This is a genomic window from Microvirga ossetica (assembly GCF_002741015.1).
In the GTDB taxonomy this organism is placed as follows: Bacteria; Pseudomonadota; Alphaproteobacteria; order Rhizobiales; family Beijerinckiaceae; genus Microvirga; species Microvirga ossetica.
In genome coordinates this window covers 2,957,152-2,972,600 of the sequence record NZ_CP016616.1, presented here as the reverse complement: position 1 = coordinate 2,972,600, position 15,449 = coordinate 2,957,152, and the positions used below count along the sequence as shown (strand labels likewise).

Here is a 15,449-nt window from a genome sequence, read left to right as displayed (position 1 = left end):
CCGCTTAGAAGGCGATCGGCATCAGGTAGTCTACGATCAGATTCTGGATGAAGATGATGAGCAAAATCAGGATGATGGGCGAGATGTCGACCCCGCCGAGATTGGGCAGGATGCTGCGGATCGGCCGCAAGGCCGGCTCCGTCACCGCATCCAGGAAATTCCAGATCGAGCGGACGAAATTGTTGCGGGTGTTGACCACGTTGAAGGCGACCAGCCAGCTCAGGATCGCCGAGGCGACGATGAGGTAGGTATAGAGCTGCAGGGCCAGCAGGATGACATTGAGGAGCGCGCGCATAGGGAACCTGTCAGGGATCGGCTTTGCTCATGTAACGATTGAAGCGGGACTGAACAACCCTGGCCTTACCGGTGACGCCCGCTCTCCCGAACCCACCGCCTCCCGATTGCCTTCCACCGCCGATTGACAGACCAAAGCCGGGAAGCCTAAAACTTCCGCCGCTTGGTTCGATGGAATCGACCGGGGCTGTAGCTCAGATGGGAGAGCGCTGCAATCGCACTGCAGAGGTCAGGGGTTCGATTCCCCTCAGCTCCACCAAGCGCTAAGATGCTGAACAACCTCACGTTTCAGCTCTGACGCCAAGGTGCTCCCAACAGCCAGATTAGCCAGTCCGTCACAGCGTTGTCACAACGAGACGGAAATGAATATGGCGACCATCCGCAAGCGCGGCTCTTCCTGGCAAGCCCAAGTGCGCCGTGAAGGCTACCCTCCTCTATCAAAGTCATTTGCCTCCAAAGCTGATGCTGCAGCTTGGGCGAGGGATCAGGAACGGGCTATCGACCGTGCTGAGTTACCGATCACAGTTAAACCGCGTCTATTTTGGGAACCGTAGTTCTTCCTCCTTGGGGTCGAGCTGATCCTTGACCCAGAGGCGATCGGCCAGGGCGCATGGATCCGTGTTGATGCGGGTTTCGAAAGCGGCGACGCGTCGGGTGAGATCTTCAGGGCTGCTGTGGCAGTGGTGATAGGTGACGTCCTCGCGCAGCCAGCGCCAGAGCGCCTCCACGGGCATCAGGTCAGGGCTGTAGCTGGGTAAGGGCACAAGCGCGATGTTCAGATCGGAGGCCTCCGCCCGGACCGCCTGGGCGCGATGGTAGGGCGCTCCATCCCACAGCAGAATGATCTTGCGGTCGGACACCTCGGCCCGCAGCCGACGCAGCACCTCGATCGTGTGCTCTCCGTTGGCGCGGGCATAGGGCCACAGCCGGACCTCGCCCTCGTTGTAGAGATAGAGACCATAGAACGACACCTTGGCCGAGAGCCCGGGCGAGCAGGAGGCCACCCACAGCCGCTGGCCGCGGGCGCACCAGCCATAACCAAGATCGGTGTCTTGGTGAAGGTGAGCCTCATCAAGATAGACTAGGAGGTGGCGGTCGCGTTGGGCGCCGGCCAGCAGGTCCGGGAGGCGATCGATGAAAGCCCGTCGTTGCTCCGGATCCGCGCGGCCGAGCAGCTTTTTGGCCTTCTTCCACGACAGCGCGAGGCGGTGCAGGGCCGCCCGGATGGTCTCGCGACAGACGCTGAGACCAAAGCGCTCGCGCACGAACGCCACCAGGCGCTTGAGGGTGAAGCGAGGCGGCGGATCGGCGCCGTCTACGGGCGGCGCGGCCGCCGCACCCTGGGCCGCGCGCACGACCTCGCCGAGACTGGCGGCGGTTCGGGCACAAAGGGGGGACGGCCGCCGGTGCGGCCATAGGCCAGGGCCGCGGGGCCCTGTGTGTGGTAGGCATGCAGCCAACCCATTACGGTCTGCGGGTGGCGCCCGGTGCGTGCCGCCACCTGGGTGGCGCAGCTTCCTTGAGCCATGTCGTAGAGGGCGAGCGCGCGCTCGCGGGTGCGCGCATGAGGTGCGTTTAGCGCCAGCCGCCGCAGGTCATCCGGTGTTTGACCCCAGCGTGCACAATCAACCCGTAGCATGACGCCACCCATATCTGAGGAAAGTGCCTCAGATGGGAACGCCCGCCGCTAATCCAAGCCCAAAACCATGGTTCTCAAACTGGATGCAGTTTAGAGAGCTAAAAGGCATCATGGTCGGCGATCTGCTGCGCCGCTACAGTGAGACAGTTACTCCGACTAAGCGTGGAGCTGGATCTGAGCAGTACCGGATAAGAACCCTCCTTACCCATAGCCTCGCTCAGATAGCCCTCAACAAGCTCTCCTCGGCAGCGATTGCCCGATACCGTGACGATAGGCTCAAGCTCGTTCAATCAGGCACGGTCAGGCGGGAGCTTGCTATCGTTCAACACTGTTTTGAGGTTGTCAAAAAGGAATGGGGTTTACCCATCGCTACCAATCCGGTTCAGCAGATAGCCATACCGGAAGCTCAAAAGCCGCGCGAACGCCGCTTAGAGGATGGCGAGAGCAACATCCTTGCATCAGCCGCCTTGGCATCGGCGTGGTATCTCCACCCCTTAATCACCCTCGCCATTGAAACAGGGATGCGTCGAGGTGAACTCCTGTCGATCCGGTGGAAGGATGTGGATATGACTGCTCCAACCATCCGCATCCTCAAGACCAAGAACGGTCATCCTCGGACGATCCCGCTCACTCCAAAGGCGGTTGAAATATTGTCCACGTTAGAGAGGAGAGATGAGAGGGTGTTTCCTGTTACGCCCAATGCCGTGCGCCTTGCATGGGGAAGGCTGAGGAAGAGAGCTGGCTTGGAGGACCTGCGCCTCCACGACCTGAGGCATGAGGCTGTGTCTCGGTTCTTTGAATACGGCCTCACTGTCCCTGAGGTAGCCCTCATCAGCGGCCATCGTGATCCCCGAATGTTGAGCCGTTACACTCACCTGAGGCCGGAGAAAGTTGCTGAGAAATTGGCTAAGGCAACTCTTGGCTAACCCCAAAACAAGAGAGCCTGATGGGAGGACCGCCAGGCTCTTGAGTTTATCAGAGGGAACCAACGTAGTCATGAGGCCAACGGCCAAGCCTCCTGCAAGTTCCTTCTTGGATTCACAGATCGGCAAGATACTTTGCTATCAGCAGCGCCAGCACAATGAGAAATAAGGCTCCAATCGCCGGAAGTCCCTCGGCATGAGCGTCCAGCAGCTTCCAGATACGTACAGAGAGGCGAGGCAACCTCATTCTTGTTCTCCATAATCATGCCGTTAAGAGTACCACGGAATGAGAACAAAAAGAGAACATTCTGTTGAGACTGTGGATGGCTGTGGATTAGTGCGGGTTCCCGATGAGCACGAAAAAGCCGCCTGCTCAGGTTAGGGTAATGGCCACCGATTGGGGGCCGTGCCATGCCTGACGTTAGAATGGCGTTTCAAGTCGCCCAGGACAGGCAGGCAGTAGGCATCGAGATTGTACCTCTTGGGCAATCGCCACTGCAGCTTGTACTTAGGCTTGATGAGCTTGACAAGCTGATCGGTGAACTTGGCAATGCAAGAAGCCAAATGGTTTCAGGTCAGCCACAACCTGACCTTGAGAGAGAAGGCGTGACAATCAGCACGGCAGCGAACGCGAAGTGGTATCTTAAGGCGTTTCCGCCGACAGGGGCTTTATTTGCGTTTGATCATCCGAAGTTTGGTCCGGTTGGCTTGACCCTGCCTAGGGAACAGATCGCCAAAATCGTTAGCTTCCTGACAGACCGGTTTATCCTTCAGCCAACACAGTCGACAGAGAAGCATTAGGCTCCGTTTTAGCGGTAGTCGTGATCCAAGGAAGCTGAGTCAATACTCGCACCAAGGCCATAGAAGGCAGCTGAGAAGTTAGCAAAAGCTACGGTCGCATAGAGTCAAACGAGAGGCTGATGGGAGGACTCAACCGTCAGACTCTTAAGTTCATCGGAGGGATCATCGAAGGTCGGAGACTAAAGGCCAAGCCTTCCGCCAATTCCTTTGGCCTAAGCTGTGCTTTCAGGGCTACCGCACAACAGGCTCTATTTCGTCCTGCTCAGCCACACGCTCAGTCGTTTCTGTTTCGCTCTTTACACAGTAGCGCGGAATCCCGGATGGTGTCGGCATGAGATGGCGAAGAACCCTGAGATGACCGCGCGGAAGCTTAGGCGAGGTTCCACTAGCCTGTACCACCTGACCGATCTTGAACACGTATTTTGTCATGACGTTCCTCCATTTTATGACGGCATTAATTGCTCCGTCGTCGAGTCATACATTGACGCTGACCCAAACGTGCAAAGATCGCCGACACGGAGCTTATGCCCCGTCATGCAAGGTCAATTAACGCAGGTTAGTCCGGGTTCCGCCGTCACGTATGGCTGCGTTTGAACTTGAACACAGGTTGCAGAAGGGTGAGGCAGGGTGTGGGAAGCCGCTGTTGAACCTGCTTAGGGTCGTCGATTGAGTTTGTCTTACCTAATCCGTTTAGGAACAAGAGCTATCCAACGCCCTGGGACTGCAAGGACAGTTCGTCCATCCTCGTTAACAACCTCAACGTGGAAGTCACATTCGGCCTTAGACAGATAACCTCTGGACGATTTGAGACCGAGGAACACCCGCGCCATCCTTAATGCAATGCTGTGTGCTGCCTGAAGGCTTGGAATATTCAAGCCGCGCGGGTACTTCAGACGGCGAAATTTAGTCCAGACGTAAACGTCATAGCTTGGCATAGCTCTAATAGAGTAGCTAAAAAAGCCTTCCTTGTAATGCGCTCCTCGGGATTAGGGAGGCGACACCAACGAAGGATCGTCAGTTCCATTCTCATAAGCCAAGGCGGCTTCCGCAGGACGTTAGAATGGGCCTCTTGGATCGTCGTGCCAGTAGTCCCTCAGTTCTTTCTCGCGCTTGCGATTAGGCCAGACCAGATCGTCACCCTCGCCCTCATAGAACGACGGTGCATCCCGGACCTGCTCCTCGGTAATCTCAGTACGATAGCCCTCAAGCGCCTTGTCATAAGAGAGTTTGTCCCAAGGAACTGTGCGATGGTGAATGCCGATGCCGAGAAAGCCGCCAAACGTCACGTCAACATAGAGGACACGCCCACTGACTTTCTCGATCAGCAGCCGCTTGATGGTCCCGATCTGCTTACCCTGCTGATTGAACACTGCGGTTCCTTCAACGCGATCACTCTCGATGACCGGATGAAATGGAACTGCTTGGTTGCTTTCCTCCCAGAGAAGGAAGCCGTTCTCTAGTATCCCGGCTGAGACGATGGCGCGACCAGCGTTAAAGGTCCACTGCTCGTCTGAGTTGACCCGCTGTACGAATGTCCAAGGTCCACTGTCGGCTGGAAGCTTTTCGCCTGTAGAACTGTCAGTGAAGCCGCGCAGGTTTGGGTTTGCGTAAGATTGGAAGACGTAGCAGGTTCTCATCGGTGCCTCTTAAGTTGATAAGGCGCACAGCCATTGTCTCAGTCATTCATGACCAAAATAGAAACGGAGAAATAGGAAGGTTTGGCGTAATGATGGGATATAGCCCTAGGCCTAAGCCTAAAATTACCTAAGGTCTGCGAGAAATACATTTCCCTTACTAGCATACTAGTACACAGGCCAATACAACCGGACTTAGCTTAGTATTAGCCTGACCTTCAGGATTTATCTAATAAGGCTTCAGCTAAACCTAGGCGCTACCCAAACGCTGACTAAGTGAGGCTATGGCTCAGCCCAGGGCTGATCTGATGGGCTTTCAACTCAGCGTCGATAATCGAATAACTAACCCTGACACTGCTTCTCTGTATGGCCTACAGGGGATGTTCCCCGGTCAGGCGCAGAGGTCCACCCGATCTGGAACCGGGAAGGCTCCTTCATCTACGTCGGTATGTCGGGTCGGAGTTTCACAGGCGGAAATGATTGCAATGGGAAGGCTGGACCTTGGGGAAGGCTCAAGGCAGTTGCGCACACATGACTAACGCGACGCTCGCGGCTGTGATGGCTGTAGCTGCAAGTCCAAGGTCAATAGACAAATGACGCACAACAACGAAATGCAAAAGCTGCTTCATCAAGGTTCTGCCCGGCAATCGCGTTTATAATAGTATTATTGACCATGTGCTAACCTAGCGGCTCCCGAAGTCAACGGATGTAACGAGGGTTTCGAGTAGGGCTGCCTTGTGCAGCCTCTTATCATCTCTGGGTGTGTCTTTCTTGCCGCTCCCCTTCGTCACCCACGGCCATTACAGGCTGGAACGTGCTTGCACCCCATCCGATCCCTCAACGCTGTCTGTGAGCACCACCCTGTACAAACCAAAGAGCCCCAGGAGGTCGCGACCTGAGGCTCCCACTCGGTCAGGAGTTGCTGCCTAGCTATGCCAAAGGGAGTTAAGACCGCTAGGCACAAGAGATAACGCCGTCTCGTGCAGCCGGTTCGCTAATCCCCTAAGGAACTTGAAGATTTTCTATGGATCGCTCTCGAAGAGTCGCCCTTCATCGTTTCCGACTAGGCTTTTGCGCTGTCGCCGGCGCTTCACTGGCGGCAATCTTTGAGCTGAAGGCACTCACCCCCAAACGACACGAAATGCCTGTCAATGACCAACCCCTCCCCAGCCCACTTCCATGGCGAAGGGAAAGCCCGGGTAGAGCGGCTTAAATCATAGAAAAGTGACAGCGGTCAGCACGCCGAGGATTGATAGAGCAGCGGCGGTCGACACAGACAACACCAAGGTTCTGAGTTCGTCCTCATCTTGATCGCTCATGGGGTCTCTCCCGAAAGACACCGATCTTTCAGGGATAACGCTCGGGTGGATCAGATGATTCCGTCTTGGCCGTTGCTAAGAGTAGTTAGAGCCAAGCCAATAAGGCCCCGGGGGCGAACCACTTCCCTGCCTTTCCTGCTCCATGAGCCTTCGCGTAAAGCTCCTTAACGTTGATCACGACGTTGATCCGATGCCCCCCGCACTTCGAGCAGCGGAGATGGACAACCATGTTAGGGATCGGCTCAAAAGCGACTCGGGAGCCTACGGAAACCGGTATTAATAAGAGGGGTCTTTCGATTCTCTGGAGACCTCAACATTGGATACCTGGCTTCCTCCTATCCTCATCGCCCTTATCACCACCTCCCCTCGCATCATCGCTGAACTGAGGAAGTTGCGGGATGATCGCAGGAGGGGTGACTAGCGGACCTCATAGGGCGGCTCTCAGGGTCACCCTTCATCGTTTCTGGATAGGCATTTGCGCTGTCGCCGTCTCGTCACTGGCGGCGATTTCGGCTCGATGGCTACTCACACCCCAGCCGACCAAGAACGCCTGTCTGTGATGGTCACCTCCCCAAAGATTCCCCTCGCTTGGGTGGCATGGGTAAATCTCTATAGGTCACCCCTTTGGCGGCGTTCTTGATTGTTCCCGAATCCACCCCGAACTTCCTAGCCAGCTTGGACCATTGCCAATCTCCGACCATGTAGCAAAGCCGCGCCTCAAGAACCTGCTCAACCGTGAGCTTGCGACTGCTACTTCCCATACCGACTCACCCAGAACAAAATGAGAACATCTCATTCCGTCAACGGAGGAGTCGAGAGAATGATCCTAAGGCATAAGGGAGGCTGTGGAGAGCGGGGATGGAGAATATAGCCTATGCAGCGATGAGGGCTGTGGTCCTGTTGACGCCCCTGAGGAGACCGTGAATTGAGGTCAACTAGGGGGGATAGGTAAGTCATTGTGGATATTAGGTTTTTAATTTACCTTGTACTAGGATATGTAAAACCCCGACCACTAGGAAGAGAAGACCCCCTCTGGTTTGATATATAGATTATAACTATAAGAGTAACTATAGGATAACCTAAGGATTGACCTTAGGGTCTCCCCATGGATGGACTAGAGGGTCTCTCTAAGGGTTCACCATGAAGACCATCATCACATTAGTCATCCTTATAGTTGGTCTATATCTGATATCCCCTATTATTGATCCCTTCGTGTCTCGCTAAGGGTGACCTGAGGGGGTCAAAATAATCAGAACGAAACTGTGAGACCTGATCGACAGGTTCGAGGCGAGGATTTCCCCCCGTAGGCCCCCCGCTTTCCATAGGATTCAGGCTGATTAGATGGCCTCTCAGCCCTCGGTCCTTGCGAGAGCCCTCTTCACTGCTGTTGCTGTCCACGCTCCACCTCTCGGAGTGGCGTGACCCATCTCATTCAACCTGATCGCTGTTGCGTTGAGGCTTCCCACCTCTTGCTGGACCCTCCTGATGACAGGGAGGATGGCGTGGGCTGCGTGGTCAGCCTTCAGAGTCCTGACCTCAGTGGCCTTGGTGTGATCCGGTGGGGAGGATGGTCGATACCCTCGATCTCCTCCGAGCTTCTGACCTCTGGCCTTAGCTGCCTTCAGGGCTGCTTTGGTCCTCTCAGAGATCAGCCTACGCTCCTCCTGAGCAAACAGTGCCATCATACCGACCATCAATTCGTTCGCTGAAGGCATGTCAGCAGCAACGAAGCGAACACCAGCCTTCTGAAGACCCAGGAGGAAGTGAGCATCGCGGGAGAGCCTATCGAGTTTAGCGATCAGGAGGGTTGCTCCTGTCTTCCTGCATCTCTCGATAGCCTCTAGGAGCTTTGGTCGATCACTCCGCTTGCCAGACTCCACCTCCACATAGGGAGGCTGGATGAGTTCATCTCCTGGCCTCAGGAACCCTTGGATCGCTGCTTGTTGAGCCTCAAGGCCCAAGCCCGACTTTCCTTGCTTCTCGGTCGAAACACGGCAGTAGGCCACATACGCGGTCATCAGGCTCTCCTCAGGGATTGAGCCCAAGGTGATCGTTCCCATGACATTTGTCAACACTGATCAACGAACGTAGATCGGTAATGACACATTTCATCTCGTCTGTGCGAGTAGGTAGCTCACCAACAGACGGATACCGGACCACCACCCACGCCATTGGCTCATATCCCTCGCAACCAACCATCAACGTAAGTGGATGTTTTCGCTTTCGACGATGGGGAAGTGGGTGGTGGTCTCCTCCAACCTAATCATCCAAGCCAACAGAAAGAACCTCGATGTTCCTTACTCTGCGTCCCCTCGGTCGCGGTCGCTTCAGCGCGTCTATTGATGGTCGTGTGATCTGCGAAAGCCGGACCCCGTTATTCGATGCTGCCCGTATTCTTTACCGTGAGGGGATTCCTCCTGAGACGGTCATTGCCATGAGCCATGAGGGCTCTCAGGTGGTCTCAATGGTGTCCACCGTAGGCAAGGCAGCCAAGCTCACTGTGATCGAACGTGATGACCGTGGTCTGACATTCGAAACATACCGTCCGCTTTCCCCTCAGGATGCCTCTGCAACTGTCGCGGTGGCTTCACAAACGCCGTTTGTGGGCTCGCCTGATGCATTCCCTATCCAGACAGAAATGAGCCTCCCTGATGCGTTCGCAGATGATCATGCACGGGTCTGAGGTGGGACGTTTCATTCCCTTTTTCTTACATAAATAGAGCTTTCCAATGAACTACCGCAGTTACCACGAGACTATCCGACGCCTCGATCCTGATGGACGCACTGTAGTGGGTGTGATCTTGAACAACGCCTCCCGCATCTGCTGGCTATTCGAAGAAGACTATAAAGCCATTGTTGCCAAGCACGGGCTTTGCAGTTGGTTCTTGAACTCCAACGGGAAGGGCAAGTCGTATGTCCGCCTTAAGGGAAAGCACGAGAACCTTGTGCAGGTCTCTCGTTTGATCCTCGGGGACAGCCTCAAGGGCAACGTCACGTACCTTGATAAGGACCACCTCAATTTGAGAACCACGAACCTCCACGTTCAAGGTAAGTCCTCTAAGCAGAAGCCTAAGAGCAAGCCTCTGGCGAAGCCCCTAGGGTCCGGCCTCCGTATCCCTATGGGGTCGGTCAATGGCTGACCTTCTGCCCCCCTCTGTGCCTCGCAGCAGGGCTGACGACAGCGAACCCAAGCGACGGAGGGTTACCCGACTGCTCCATCACTACCTCGATCAGTACGGGCATGATGCTGATAACTTCGAAGCTGATTGTCAGGACCTCCTAGAGTGGCCCATAGGGCTCTCAGAGCGTGACCCTCGCTTCCTCCGGTGGTGTCTCAAGAACGCCATCCTTGAAGACCCAGAGGCAAAAGGAGGACGCTCCGTGTGGCTCTCCAACAAGCAATGGGGTCACTTCATCGGCTGCCGTAAGCGACACCTAGCAGCCCGTACTGAGCATGACCGGCAATCCCTTTCCGAGCGGATAAACTTCCGCCTTTCCAAGAGTATCGAACCATGAGCTACGCTAGTTATCAAACCGCCACTGATGGCGATCAACCAGACACGTCTAACCGCATCTCTGCGCATCTCGCGGATCGTGAGCGCTCATTTCGTGGGATCGTGAGCAGGCATTTCACGCGATCATGAGCGGTCGCGTCGACCGATGGGGTGATGGAGTCAGGAGATTTGGTCGCCGTCAAGAGGGCGGGCTCTGGCGTTCTGCTTTCTCATGCTTTCTCCGGCGAGTTGAAGGCGGTGGGCATTGTGAACAAGACGATCCAAGATTGCGTCTCCAAGAGTGGGAAACGCGAAGATCTCATGATGCCACCTTTTTTGATCGTCTGATGCGTTGTAAACGATTCTGCAGATACCGGATCTGATCGTCCGTCGGATCGATTTGCCAAGGCTGTCCTTTGACCAGTTGCCGCCCCACGAGGAAGCCACGGGCCAGATAATCGAAGATGACCTGCGGCGTCACGCCCAACAGCGAAGCCACTCCCTGAACCGAATAGCTTCCGTCCGACCAGCGCATCGGATTGGCTGCAACACCGTTGATCTTCACGGTCGCAATGCCCCAACGGTCCCGCAGCAGCCAGACATTCTCACCTCGGAAGCGACAACCACGGGCGGTGGTGAAGCCCTCTTGATTCAGGATCTGCGCGATCTCCTTGTCCATCTTGCCGGCCGCATTCAGCTCCGTGATCTGCTGCCGCAAACGATCGAGATCGGCATAGTCCTTATAGGTGTGAACCCGCCGTTGCACGGCATGCTCGCTCGTTGCCCCGGTCTGCCACAGGATCTTGAGCCAGACATGCCCTGTGATCCTCTTCTGATCCAGGATCACCTCGCGAATAACGAAGCGCAGGATGCGTTTGCGGTCCGCCGCCGTGGTTGTCACCGCATGCCACACCTGCGGCAGATTCTGGCCCAGAGCCTGCAGCGTTGCACGATCATCAGCGCTCAAGACCAGAGGCTGTTCACGCCGCCAGCGATCGTGCTCCTGGTCGACCGCCTCGACCGCACGCAGCTTCTCCTCCCAAGCCCGTTCCAGAGAACGGGCCACCAGCCGGTTCTCGGGCTCGACCGCATCGTACTGGCGCTGGGCTCGCTCCGCCTCATACCGGGCGCGCTCGCGCCGCAGCCCCCACTGCCGCTCGAGCTGCCGCGCCTCCCGGTCCAACTGCCCAAGGGCGGCCAGCGCAATGGCGATCTGGTCGGGCTTCAGCGCTTCCAGCAGGATCGCCTCGACGCGGGCATCCACTGCCAGAGCCCGCACCTCCTGACAGAGAGGCGCCCCGGTCTGATCCCGGTCGGCCCGGCAGCAATAAACCGGATAATCGCCCTGCGGGCCCGTGTAACGCAGACTCATGCGGCGGCCGCAGCGGCCGCACATGGCAATGCCCTGCAGCAGCGCTGCACCTTTGCGCGGGACGCCGACATGATCAGCGTCGTAGCGGTTGACGTTATCGGCCAGACGCCGCTGGTTGGCCATGAACTCCTCCCAGCTGATGTAGCCCGGATGAGATTCCTGCAGGCAGACCTCCCATTCGGCAACGGGAACCTTGATCGTGCTGGGGCGGCACGATCCTGCCCGCGCCTGACCGGGAGCCTGTCGCCGCCGACCATACACATACGCGCCGGCGAGGGCGGGATTTTGAAGAATGCTGCGGACGCGGGCGCTGGTCGCCTCGCGCCAGACCACGTCGTGCGGTGAGGGCCCCCTCAGCGGACGCACCGGCAGCGGCAGCCCATTCGCCCGAAGATAGCGCCTGACCGCATGGGCGCTGTGCAGTTCGCGGAATTTGGCGAAGACCAGAGCCACACGGGCTTGGACCTCCTCATCCGGGTTGAGCGTCACGGCCCCGGAGCGGTCATGGACCAGACCGGCCGGGACCGGCAGGCGCAGTTCGCCGCGAGCCGCCTTCTGCCGTTCGCCCTGATGCAGGCGCAGTCTGATCTGGTGCAGTTCCGCTTCACTCATGATGCCGGACAGGCCGAGCAGCAGGCGATCATGATACGCACACGGATCGAACAGACGCTCGCCATCGGCAAGAAGAACCCCGAACAGCGAGCACAATTCCAGCAGCTGATGCCAGTCGCGGTTGTTGCGCGCCAGCCGTGAGGCGTCGAGGCTCATGACCAGGCCGGCATGGCCGAGACTGATCTCGGAAATCAGCTTCTGGAAGCCCTGGCGGTCGGTCGTGCCGGCGCCGGATTTGCCCAGATCCTCGTCGATGACCTGGATCCGCTCGCGCGGCCAGCCGAGATCCTCGGCGCGATCGACCAGGCGGTACTGCAGCTCGGTGCTCTCCTGGTGATGCTTGATCTGGGTCACCGTGGACTGGCGCACGTAGATATAGGCCAGCTTGGCGCGGCGGGCCGAGGTCAGCCGCTCGTCAGAAGGGTTCGTGACGCTCAGCATCGGTCTTCTCCCTGATCGGCGGCATCGGGTGCATCCGTCGCACAAGCTCGGCCAGAAGCTGAGCCATCTGCGTTTGCGTCTCGGCCGGGAGGTTCGGCCACGGCCGGATCGGTTGGTGCCGAGAGCGGTGCAGGTGCAGCCTGGTCGGAGAAGCGGGCTCCCGGTTCAAGGGACAGCGTTGGGCCATCGTGGATCACCTTCGGTTCGGACGCGGTGATCATGGTGGCCAAATGCTGCGCCAGTGGGAGCAGGGTGCGAATGCTGACCCGCAGGGTCTCGTCCGCCGTCCCTGGATGCTCGCCGTGGCTGGCCGCGGCCAGATCGGTGATGGAGCGGCGAATGGAGCGCCGACGGCCATCGGGCAGGGCAATGACGACAAACGAGGCTCCGCGCGGGGAGTGCATGGACACGAGGTCGAACTGCTGTCCGCTCAGCGCGTGTCGGGGATCGATGACCGTCACATGAGACACGAGCCGGTCAAGGATCGAGGCATTCTGGAATGTTCGGGTCCCCAATCAGGTCATGCCATGCGTCCACGGGAACCTGGCTCGTGACGATGGTCGATGAGCGGCCGTGACGATCGTCGAGGATTTCCAGGAGATCGCGCCGCTCGGACCCGGTGAGCACTGACAAGCCCCAATCATCGAGGATCAGCACCTGTACGCGACCGAGGGCCTTGAGCAGGCGGCCATAGCGCCCGTCGCCGCGCGCGAGCGCCAATGCCTCGAACAGGCGCGGCACGCGGTGGTAGAGCACCGAGCGGTTATCCCGGCAGGCCTTGTGGCCGAGCGCGCAGGCGATCCAGCTCTTGCCGAGGCCGGCCGCCCCTGTAATCAGCACATTCTCATGCCGGTCGATCCAGTCGCCAACAACCAGCCGGGCAAAGACCGCGCGATCGATGCCGCGCGGGGTTCGCCAATCGACGTCCTCGACGCAGGCGTTCTGGCGCAGCGCCGCGAACTTGAGCCGCGCGGTGAGACGCTTGGTGTCGCGCTCGGCCGCTTCGCGGTCGACCAACAGCCCGATGCGCTCCTCAAAGGACAGAGCGTCGAGATCGGGCAATCGTCGCTGCTCCTCGAAGGCTTTGGCCATGCCGGTCAGGCCAAGCGCGATCAGGCGCTCATGGGTGGGATGGGTCAGCATCGGTTGGGTCTCCTGGGTTCAGTGGAAGTAACCCTGGCCGCGGATGTTGCCGTGGCGCAGGGGTTCGTGGTCGGGCGTCTCGTCAACGACGGCGCGGTCGAGGCCATTCTTGAGAATCGACCGGATCGAGGCGACGGAGCGTGCCTTGATGAGGAGGCCGCGCCGGCAGGCGGCCTCGACGCGGGTGTCGCCATAGCTCCTGGCCAGCGACAGGATGCCGAGGCAGGTGCGGAAGCCCTGCTCGGGATGTGGACGGTCGGCGATCACCGCCTCGAAGAAAGCCGCGACGGAGGGCCCAATCCGTTCACCGGCGGCGATCAGGCCTCGTGGGGTCCACTGGCCGTGGCGGCGATGGGCGCTCGGCATATGCTCGGCAACGGTGGTGTGGCCGCGCCGGTTCGGCGCCCGGGCATGGCTGGCGACCCGCTGGCCCTTGTGGAAGATCTCGACCGTCGCACCGGCAAGGCGCACATCGACGAGTTCCCGGATCAGGCGGTAGGGCACGGAGTACCAGTGGCCGTCGACCTCGACATGGTAGTCCGGCGCGACGCGGCAGCGCTTCCAGCGGGCGAAGACGTAGGGCTCGTCTGGCAGCGCTCCCAGCCGGGGCCGGTCGATCTCGGCAAAGAGTTCGGCCCGGCTGGAGCCGAAGCCGCGCATCTGGCGGGCGTTGAGTTCGACGACCAGGCTGCGAATGGCGCGATTGAGCTCGGCGAGCGCGAAGAAGCGATGGTTGCGCAGCCGGGCCAGGATCCAGCGCTGGGCGATTTGGACCGCGACCTCAACTTTGGCCTTATCCTTCGGGCGTCTCGGCCGCGCCGCGAGAATGGCGGTGCCGTAATGGCCGGCCATCTCGGCATAGGTGCGGTTGAGGCCGGGATCGTAGCGGTCGGGATTGGTCACCGCCGCCTTGAGGTTGTCGCAGATCACGAACTTCGGAACCCCGCCCAGGAAGGCAAACAGGTTGGCGTGCACGGCAATCCAGTCCGGCAGGCTCTCGCTCGCGCAGGCCTCGGCATAGGTGTAGTTGGAGGCGCCCATGGCGGCGACGAACAGCTTCATGGGATGGGCTTGGCCGGTCAGCGGATCGAAGACGTCGATGGTGTCGCCGGCAAAATCGACAAACACCTTCTCGCCGCCCCTGTGGGTCTGGCGCATTGTTGGGCGAACGCGCCCCTTCCAGGCCTCGTAGGTGGTGCAGAACCAGGTGTAGCCGAAGCCATCGGGATGGGCGGCGCGATATTCCTCCCAGAGCAGCACGCGCGTCACGCCACGCCGGCGCAGCTCCTTCTCGACATAAACCCAGTCGGGGACCGGGCGCCGATCGGTCTGAGCCGAGGATGGTGCCGGAAACAGCAGGAGTTCGAGCGCGTCGTCATCGAGCCCGTCCGGCAGCGGCCAGCTCAGCCCTGCCAGACGGGCGCGGCGCAGGTAGCCATGAACGACGCCATTGCTGATCCCCAGCGTGCGCGCGATGACGCGCTCGGTCAGGCCTTGGACATGTCTTAAACGAAGTACTTCTCGGATCCGGCGCATCGACAATCTCTGGGTTGGCATCGGGCCTCCTCGTGGGTTGAACGAGGCACCCGTAGCCGGTTGAGTTGTCGGCCGAAGCTCCCGGCACCTCCGAAAAGGTGCTCACGATCCTCTGAAATCGTTGCTCACGGTGCCGCGAAATCGCTGCTCACGATCACGCGAAACACGCACGCATCTCCCCTGAAGATCGTTCCATCACGGTACGAACGGGGGGTGCCGTCTCCTATAGCAGAGGTGAAGC

13 protein-coding genes, 1 tRNA gene and 2 pseudogenes are annotated in these 15,449 nt (G+C 58.8%); 4 read left to right on the top strand and 12 right to left on the bottom strand.

Annotated elements, in window-relative coordinates; all coding sequences use genetic code 11:
• Positions 1 to 4 precede the first annotated feature (4 nt).
• Positions 5 to 295, bottom strand: a complete 291-nt coding sequence (locus BB934_RS14110; protein ID WP_099510190.1) for a YggT family protein — start codon at positions 293 to 295, stop codon at positions 5 to 7.
• Between the two features lie 182 nt (positions 296 to 477).
• Between BB934_RS14110 and BB934_RS14105 the strand changes: the two genes are divergently transcribed.
• Positions 478 to 553: transfer RNA gene (locus BB934_RS14105), tRNA-Ala, on the top strand.
• 277 nt (positions 554 to 830) lie between these two features.
• Here the strand turns inward: BB934_RS14105 and BB934_RS14095 are convergent.
• A complete protein-coding gene (locus tag BB934_RS14095; protein WP_157934170.1) occupies positions 831 to 1,649 on the bottom strand; it encodes an IS630 family transposase in 819 nt (272 codons plus the stop codon).
• The gene (locus tag BB934_RS50910; protein ID WP_418294754.1) at positions 1,610 to 1,822 is read right to left on the bottom strand and encodes a helix-turn-helix domain-containing protein; all 213 of its coding nucleotides are present in this window, start codon (positions 1,820 to 1,822) and stop codon (positions 1,610 to 1,612) included. The genes BB934_RS14095 and BB934_RS50910 overlap by 40 nt, the downstream gene beginning before the upstream one ends.
• Positions 1,823 to 1,965: 143 nt before the next feature.
• On the opposite strand from BB934_RS50910, the gene BB934_RS14085 reads away from it, so the two are divergent.
• Positions 1,966 to 2,859 (top strand): tyrosine-type recombinase/integrase, encoded by an 894-nt coding sequence (locus tag BB934_RS14085; RefSeq protein ID WP_099510187.1) that lies wholly within the window; start codon positions 1,966 to 1,968, stop codon positions 2,857 to 2,859.
• A 112-nt stretch (positions 2,860 to 2,971) separates the two neighbouring features.
• On the opposite strand, the gene BB934_RS50225 is transcribed toward BB934_RS14085, so the two are convergent.
• The gene (locus BB934_RS50225) at positions 2,972 to 3,103 is read right to left on the bottom strand and encodes a hypothetical protein (protein ID WP_257792358.1); all 132 of its coding nucleotides are present in this window, start codon (positions 3,101 to 3,103) and stop codon (positions 2,972 to 2,974) included.
• 164 nt (positions 3,104 to 3,267) lie between these two features.
• Here BB934_RS50225 and BB934_RS14080 point away from each other — a divergent pair, with 164 nt between their 5' ends.
• On the top strand, positions 3,268 to 3,657 hold the full coding sequence (locus BB934_RS14080; protein WP_157934168.1) for a hypothetical protein: 390 nt from the start codon (positions 3,268 to 3,270) through the stop codon (positions 3,655 to 3,657).
• Between the two features lie 677 nt (positions 3,658 to 4,334).
• On the opposite strand, the gene BB934_RS50905 is transcribed toward BB934_RS14080, so the two are convergent.
• From BB934_RS50905 to BB934_RS14065, 3 genes are all read right to left on the bottom strand, one after another.
• Positions 4,335 to 4,487 carry a hypothetical protein gene (locus tag BB934_RS50905; RefSeq protein WP_418294753.1) on the bottom strand — a complete coding sequence of 51 codons (153 nt, stop codon included), beginning with the start codon at positions 4,485 to 4,487 and terminating at the stop codon, positions 4,335 to 4,337.
• A gap of 225 nt (positions 4,488 to 4,712) precedes the next feature.
• Entirely contained in the window at positions 4,713 to 5,294 is a 582-nt protein-coding gene (locus BB934_RS14075; RefSeq protein ID WP_099510185.1) for a PRC-barrel domain-containing protein, read from the bottom strand.
• A 2,665-nt stretch (positions 5,295 to 7,959) separates the two neighbouring features.
• Complete coding sequence (locus BB934_RS14065) at positions 7,960 to 8,628, bottom strand: recombinase family protein (RefSeq protein ID WP_099512853.1); 669 nt, start codon at positions 8,626 to 8,628, stop codon at positions 7,960 to 7,962.
• Between the two features lie 272 nt (positions 8,629 to 8,900).
• Between BB934_RS14065 and BB934_RS47070 the strand changes: the two genes are divergently transcribed.
• On the top strand, positions 8,901 to 9,293 hold the full coding sequence (locus BB934_RS47070; RefSeq protein ID WP_157934167.1) for a hypothetical protein: 393 nt from the start codon (positions 8,901 to 8,903) through the stop codon (positions 9,291 to 9,293).
• 145 nt (positions 9,294 to 9,438) lie between these two features.
• On the opposite strand, the gene BB934_RS47065 is transcribed toward BB934_RS47070, so the two are convergent.
• The 5 genes and pseudogenes from BB934_RS47065 to istA form a co-directional block, all read right to left on the bottom strand.
• On the bottom strand, positions 9,439 to 9,657 hold the full coding sequence (locus tag BB934_RS47065) for a hypothetical protein (protein ID WP_157934166.1): 219 nt from the start codon (positions 9,655 to 9,657) through the stop codon (positions 9,439 to 9,441).
• 627 nt (positions 9,658 to 10,284) lie between these two features.
• Positions 10,285 to 10,428, bottom strand: a pseudogene (locus BB934_RS14055) (ATP-binding protein); the annotation flags it as partial.
• A complete protein-coding gene (locus BB934_RS14050; RefSeq protein WP_099510182.1) occupies positions 10,424 to 12,529 on the bottom strand; it encodes a recombinase family protein in 2,106 nt (701 codons plus the stop codon). The pseudogene BB934_RS14055 and the gene BB934_RS14050, both read right to left, overlap by 5 nt.
• A gap of 383 nt (positions 12,530 to 12,912) precedes the next feature.
• Positions 12,913 to 13,672 (bottom strand): annotated as a pseudogene (istB, locus tag BB934_RS14040) (IS21-like element helper ATPase IstB); the annotation flags it as partial.
• An 18-nt stretch (positions 13,673 to 13,690) separates the two neighbouring features.
• Positions 13,691 to 15,229 (bottom strand): IS21 family transposase, encoded by a 1,539-nt coding sequence (gene istA, locus BB934_RS14035; RefSeq protein ID WP_099509451.1) that lies wholly within the window; start codon positions 15,227 to 15,229, stop codon positions 13,691 to 13,693.
• Positions 15,230 to 15,449 lie beyond the last annotated feature (220 nt).

Excerpts from the sequence above, each read along its gene's own strand:
- BB934_RS14110 (WP_099510190.1), bottom strand. The coding sequence starts at position 295 with ATGCGCGCGCTCCTCAATGTCATCCTGCTGGCCCTGCAGCTCTATACC.
- BB934_RS50910 (WP_418294754.1), bottom strand. The coding sequence starts at position 1,822 with ATGGCTCAAGGAAGCTGCGCCACCCAGGTGGCGGCACGCACCGGGCGC.
- BB934_RS14085 (WP_099510187.1), top strand. The coding sequence starts at position 1,966 with ATGGGAACGCCCGCCGCTAATCCAAGCCCAAAACCATGGTTCTCAAAC.
- BB934_RS50225 (WP_257792358.1), bottom strand. The coding sequence starts at position 3,103 with ATGAGGTTGCCTCGCCTCTCTGTACGTATCTGGAAGCTGCTGGACGCT.
- BB934_RS14080 (WP_157934168.1), top strand. The coding sequence starts at position 3,268 with ATGCCTGACGTTAGAATGGCGTTTCAAGTCGCCCAGGACAGGCAGGCA.
- BB934_RS50905 (WP_418294753.1), bottom strand. The coding sequence starts at position 4,487 with ATGGCGCGGGTGTTCCTCGGTCTCAAATCGTCCAGAGGTTATCTGTCT.
- BB934_RS14075 (WP_099510185.1), bottom strand. The coding sequence starts at position 5,294 with ATGAGAACCTGCTACGTCTTCCAATCTTACGCAAACCCAAACCTGCGC.
- BB934_RS14065 (WP_099512853.1), bottom strand. The coding sequence starts at position 8,628 with ATGACCGCGTATGTGGCCTACTGCCGTGTTTCGACCGAGAAGCAAGGA.
- BB934_RS47070 (WP_157934167.1), top strand. The coding sequence starts at position 8,901 with ATGTTCCTTACTCTGCGTCCCCTCGGTCGCGGTCGCTTCAGCGCGTCT.
- BB934_RS14050 (WP_099510182.1), bottom strand. The coding sequence starts at position 12,529 with ATGCTGAGCGTCACGAACCCTTCTGACGAGCGGCTGACCTCGGCCCGC.
- istA (WP_099509451.1), bottom strand. The coding sequence starts at position 15,229 with ATGCCAACCCAGAGATTGTCGATGCGCCGGATCCGAGAAGTACTTCGT.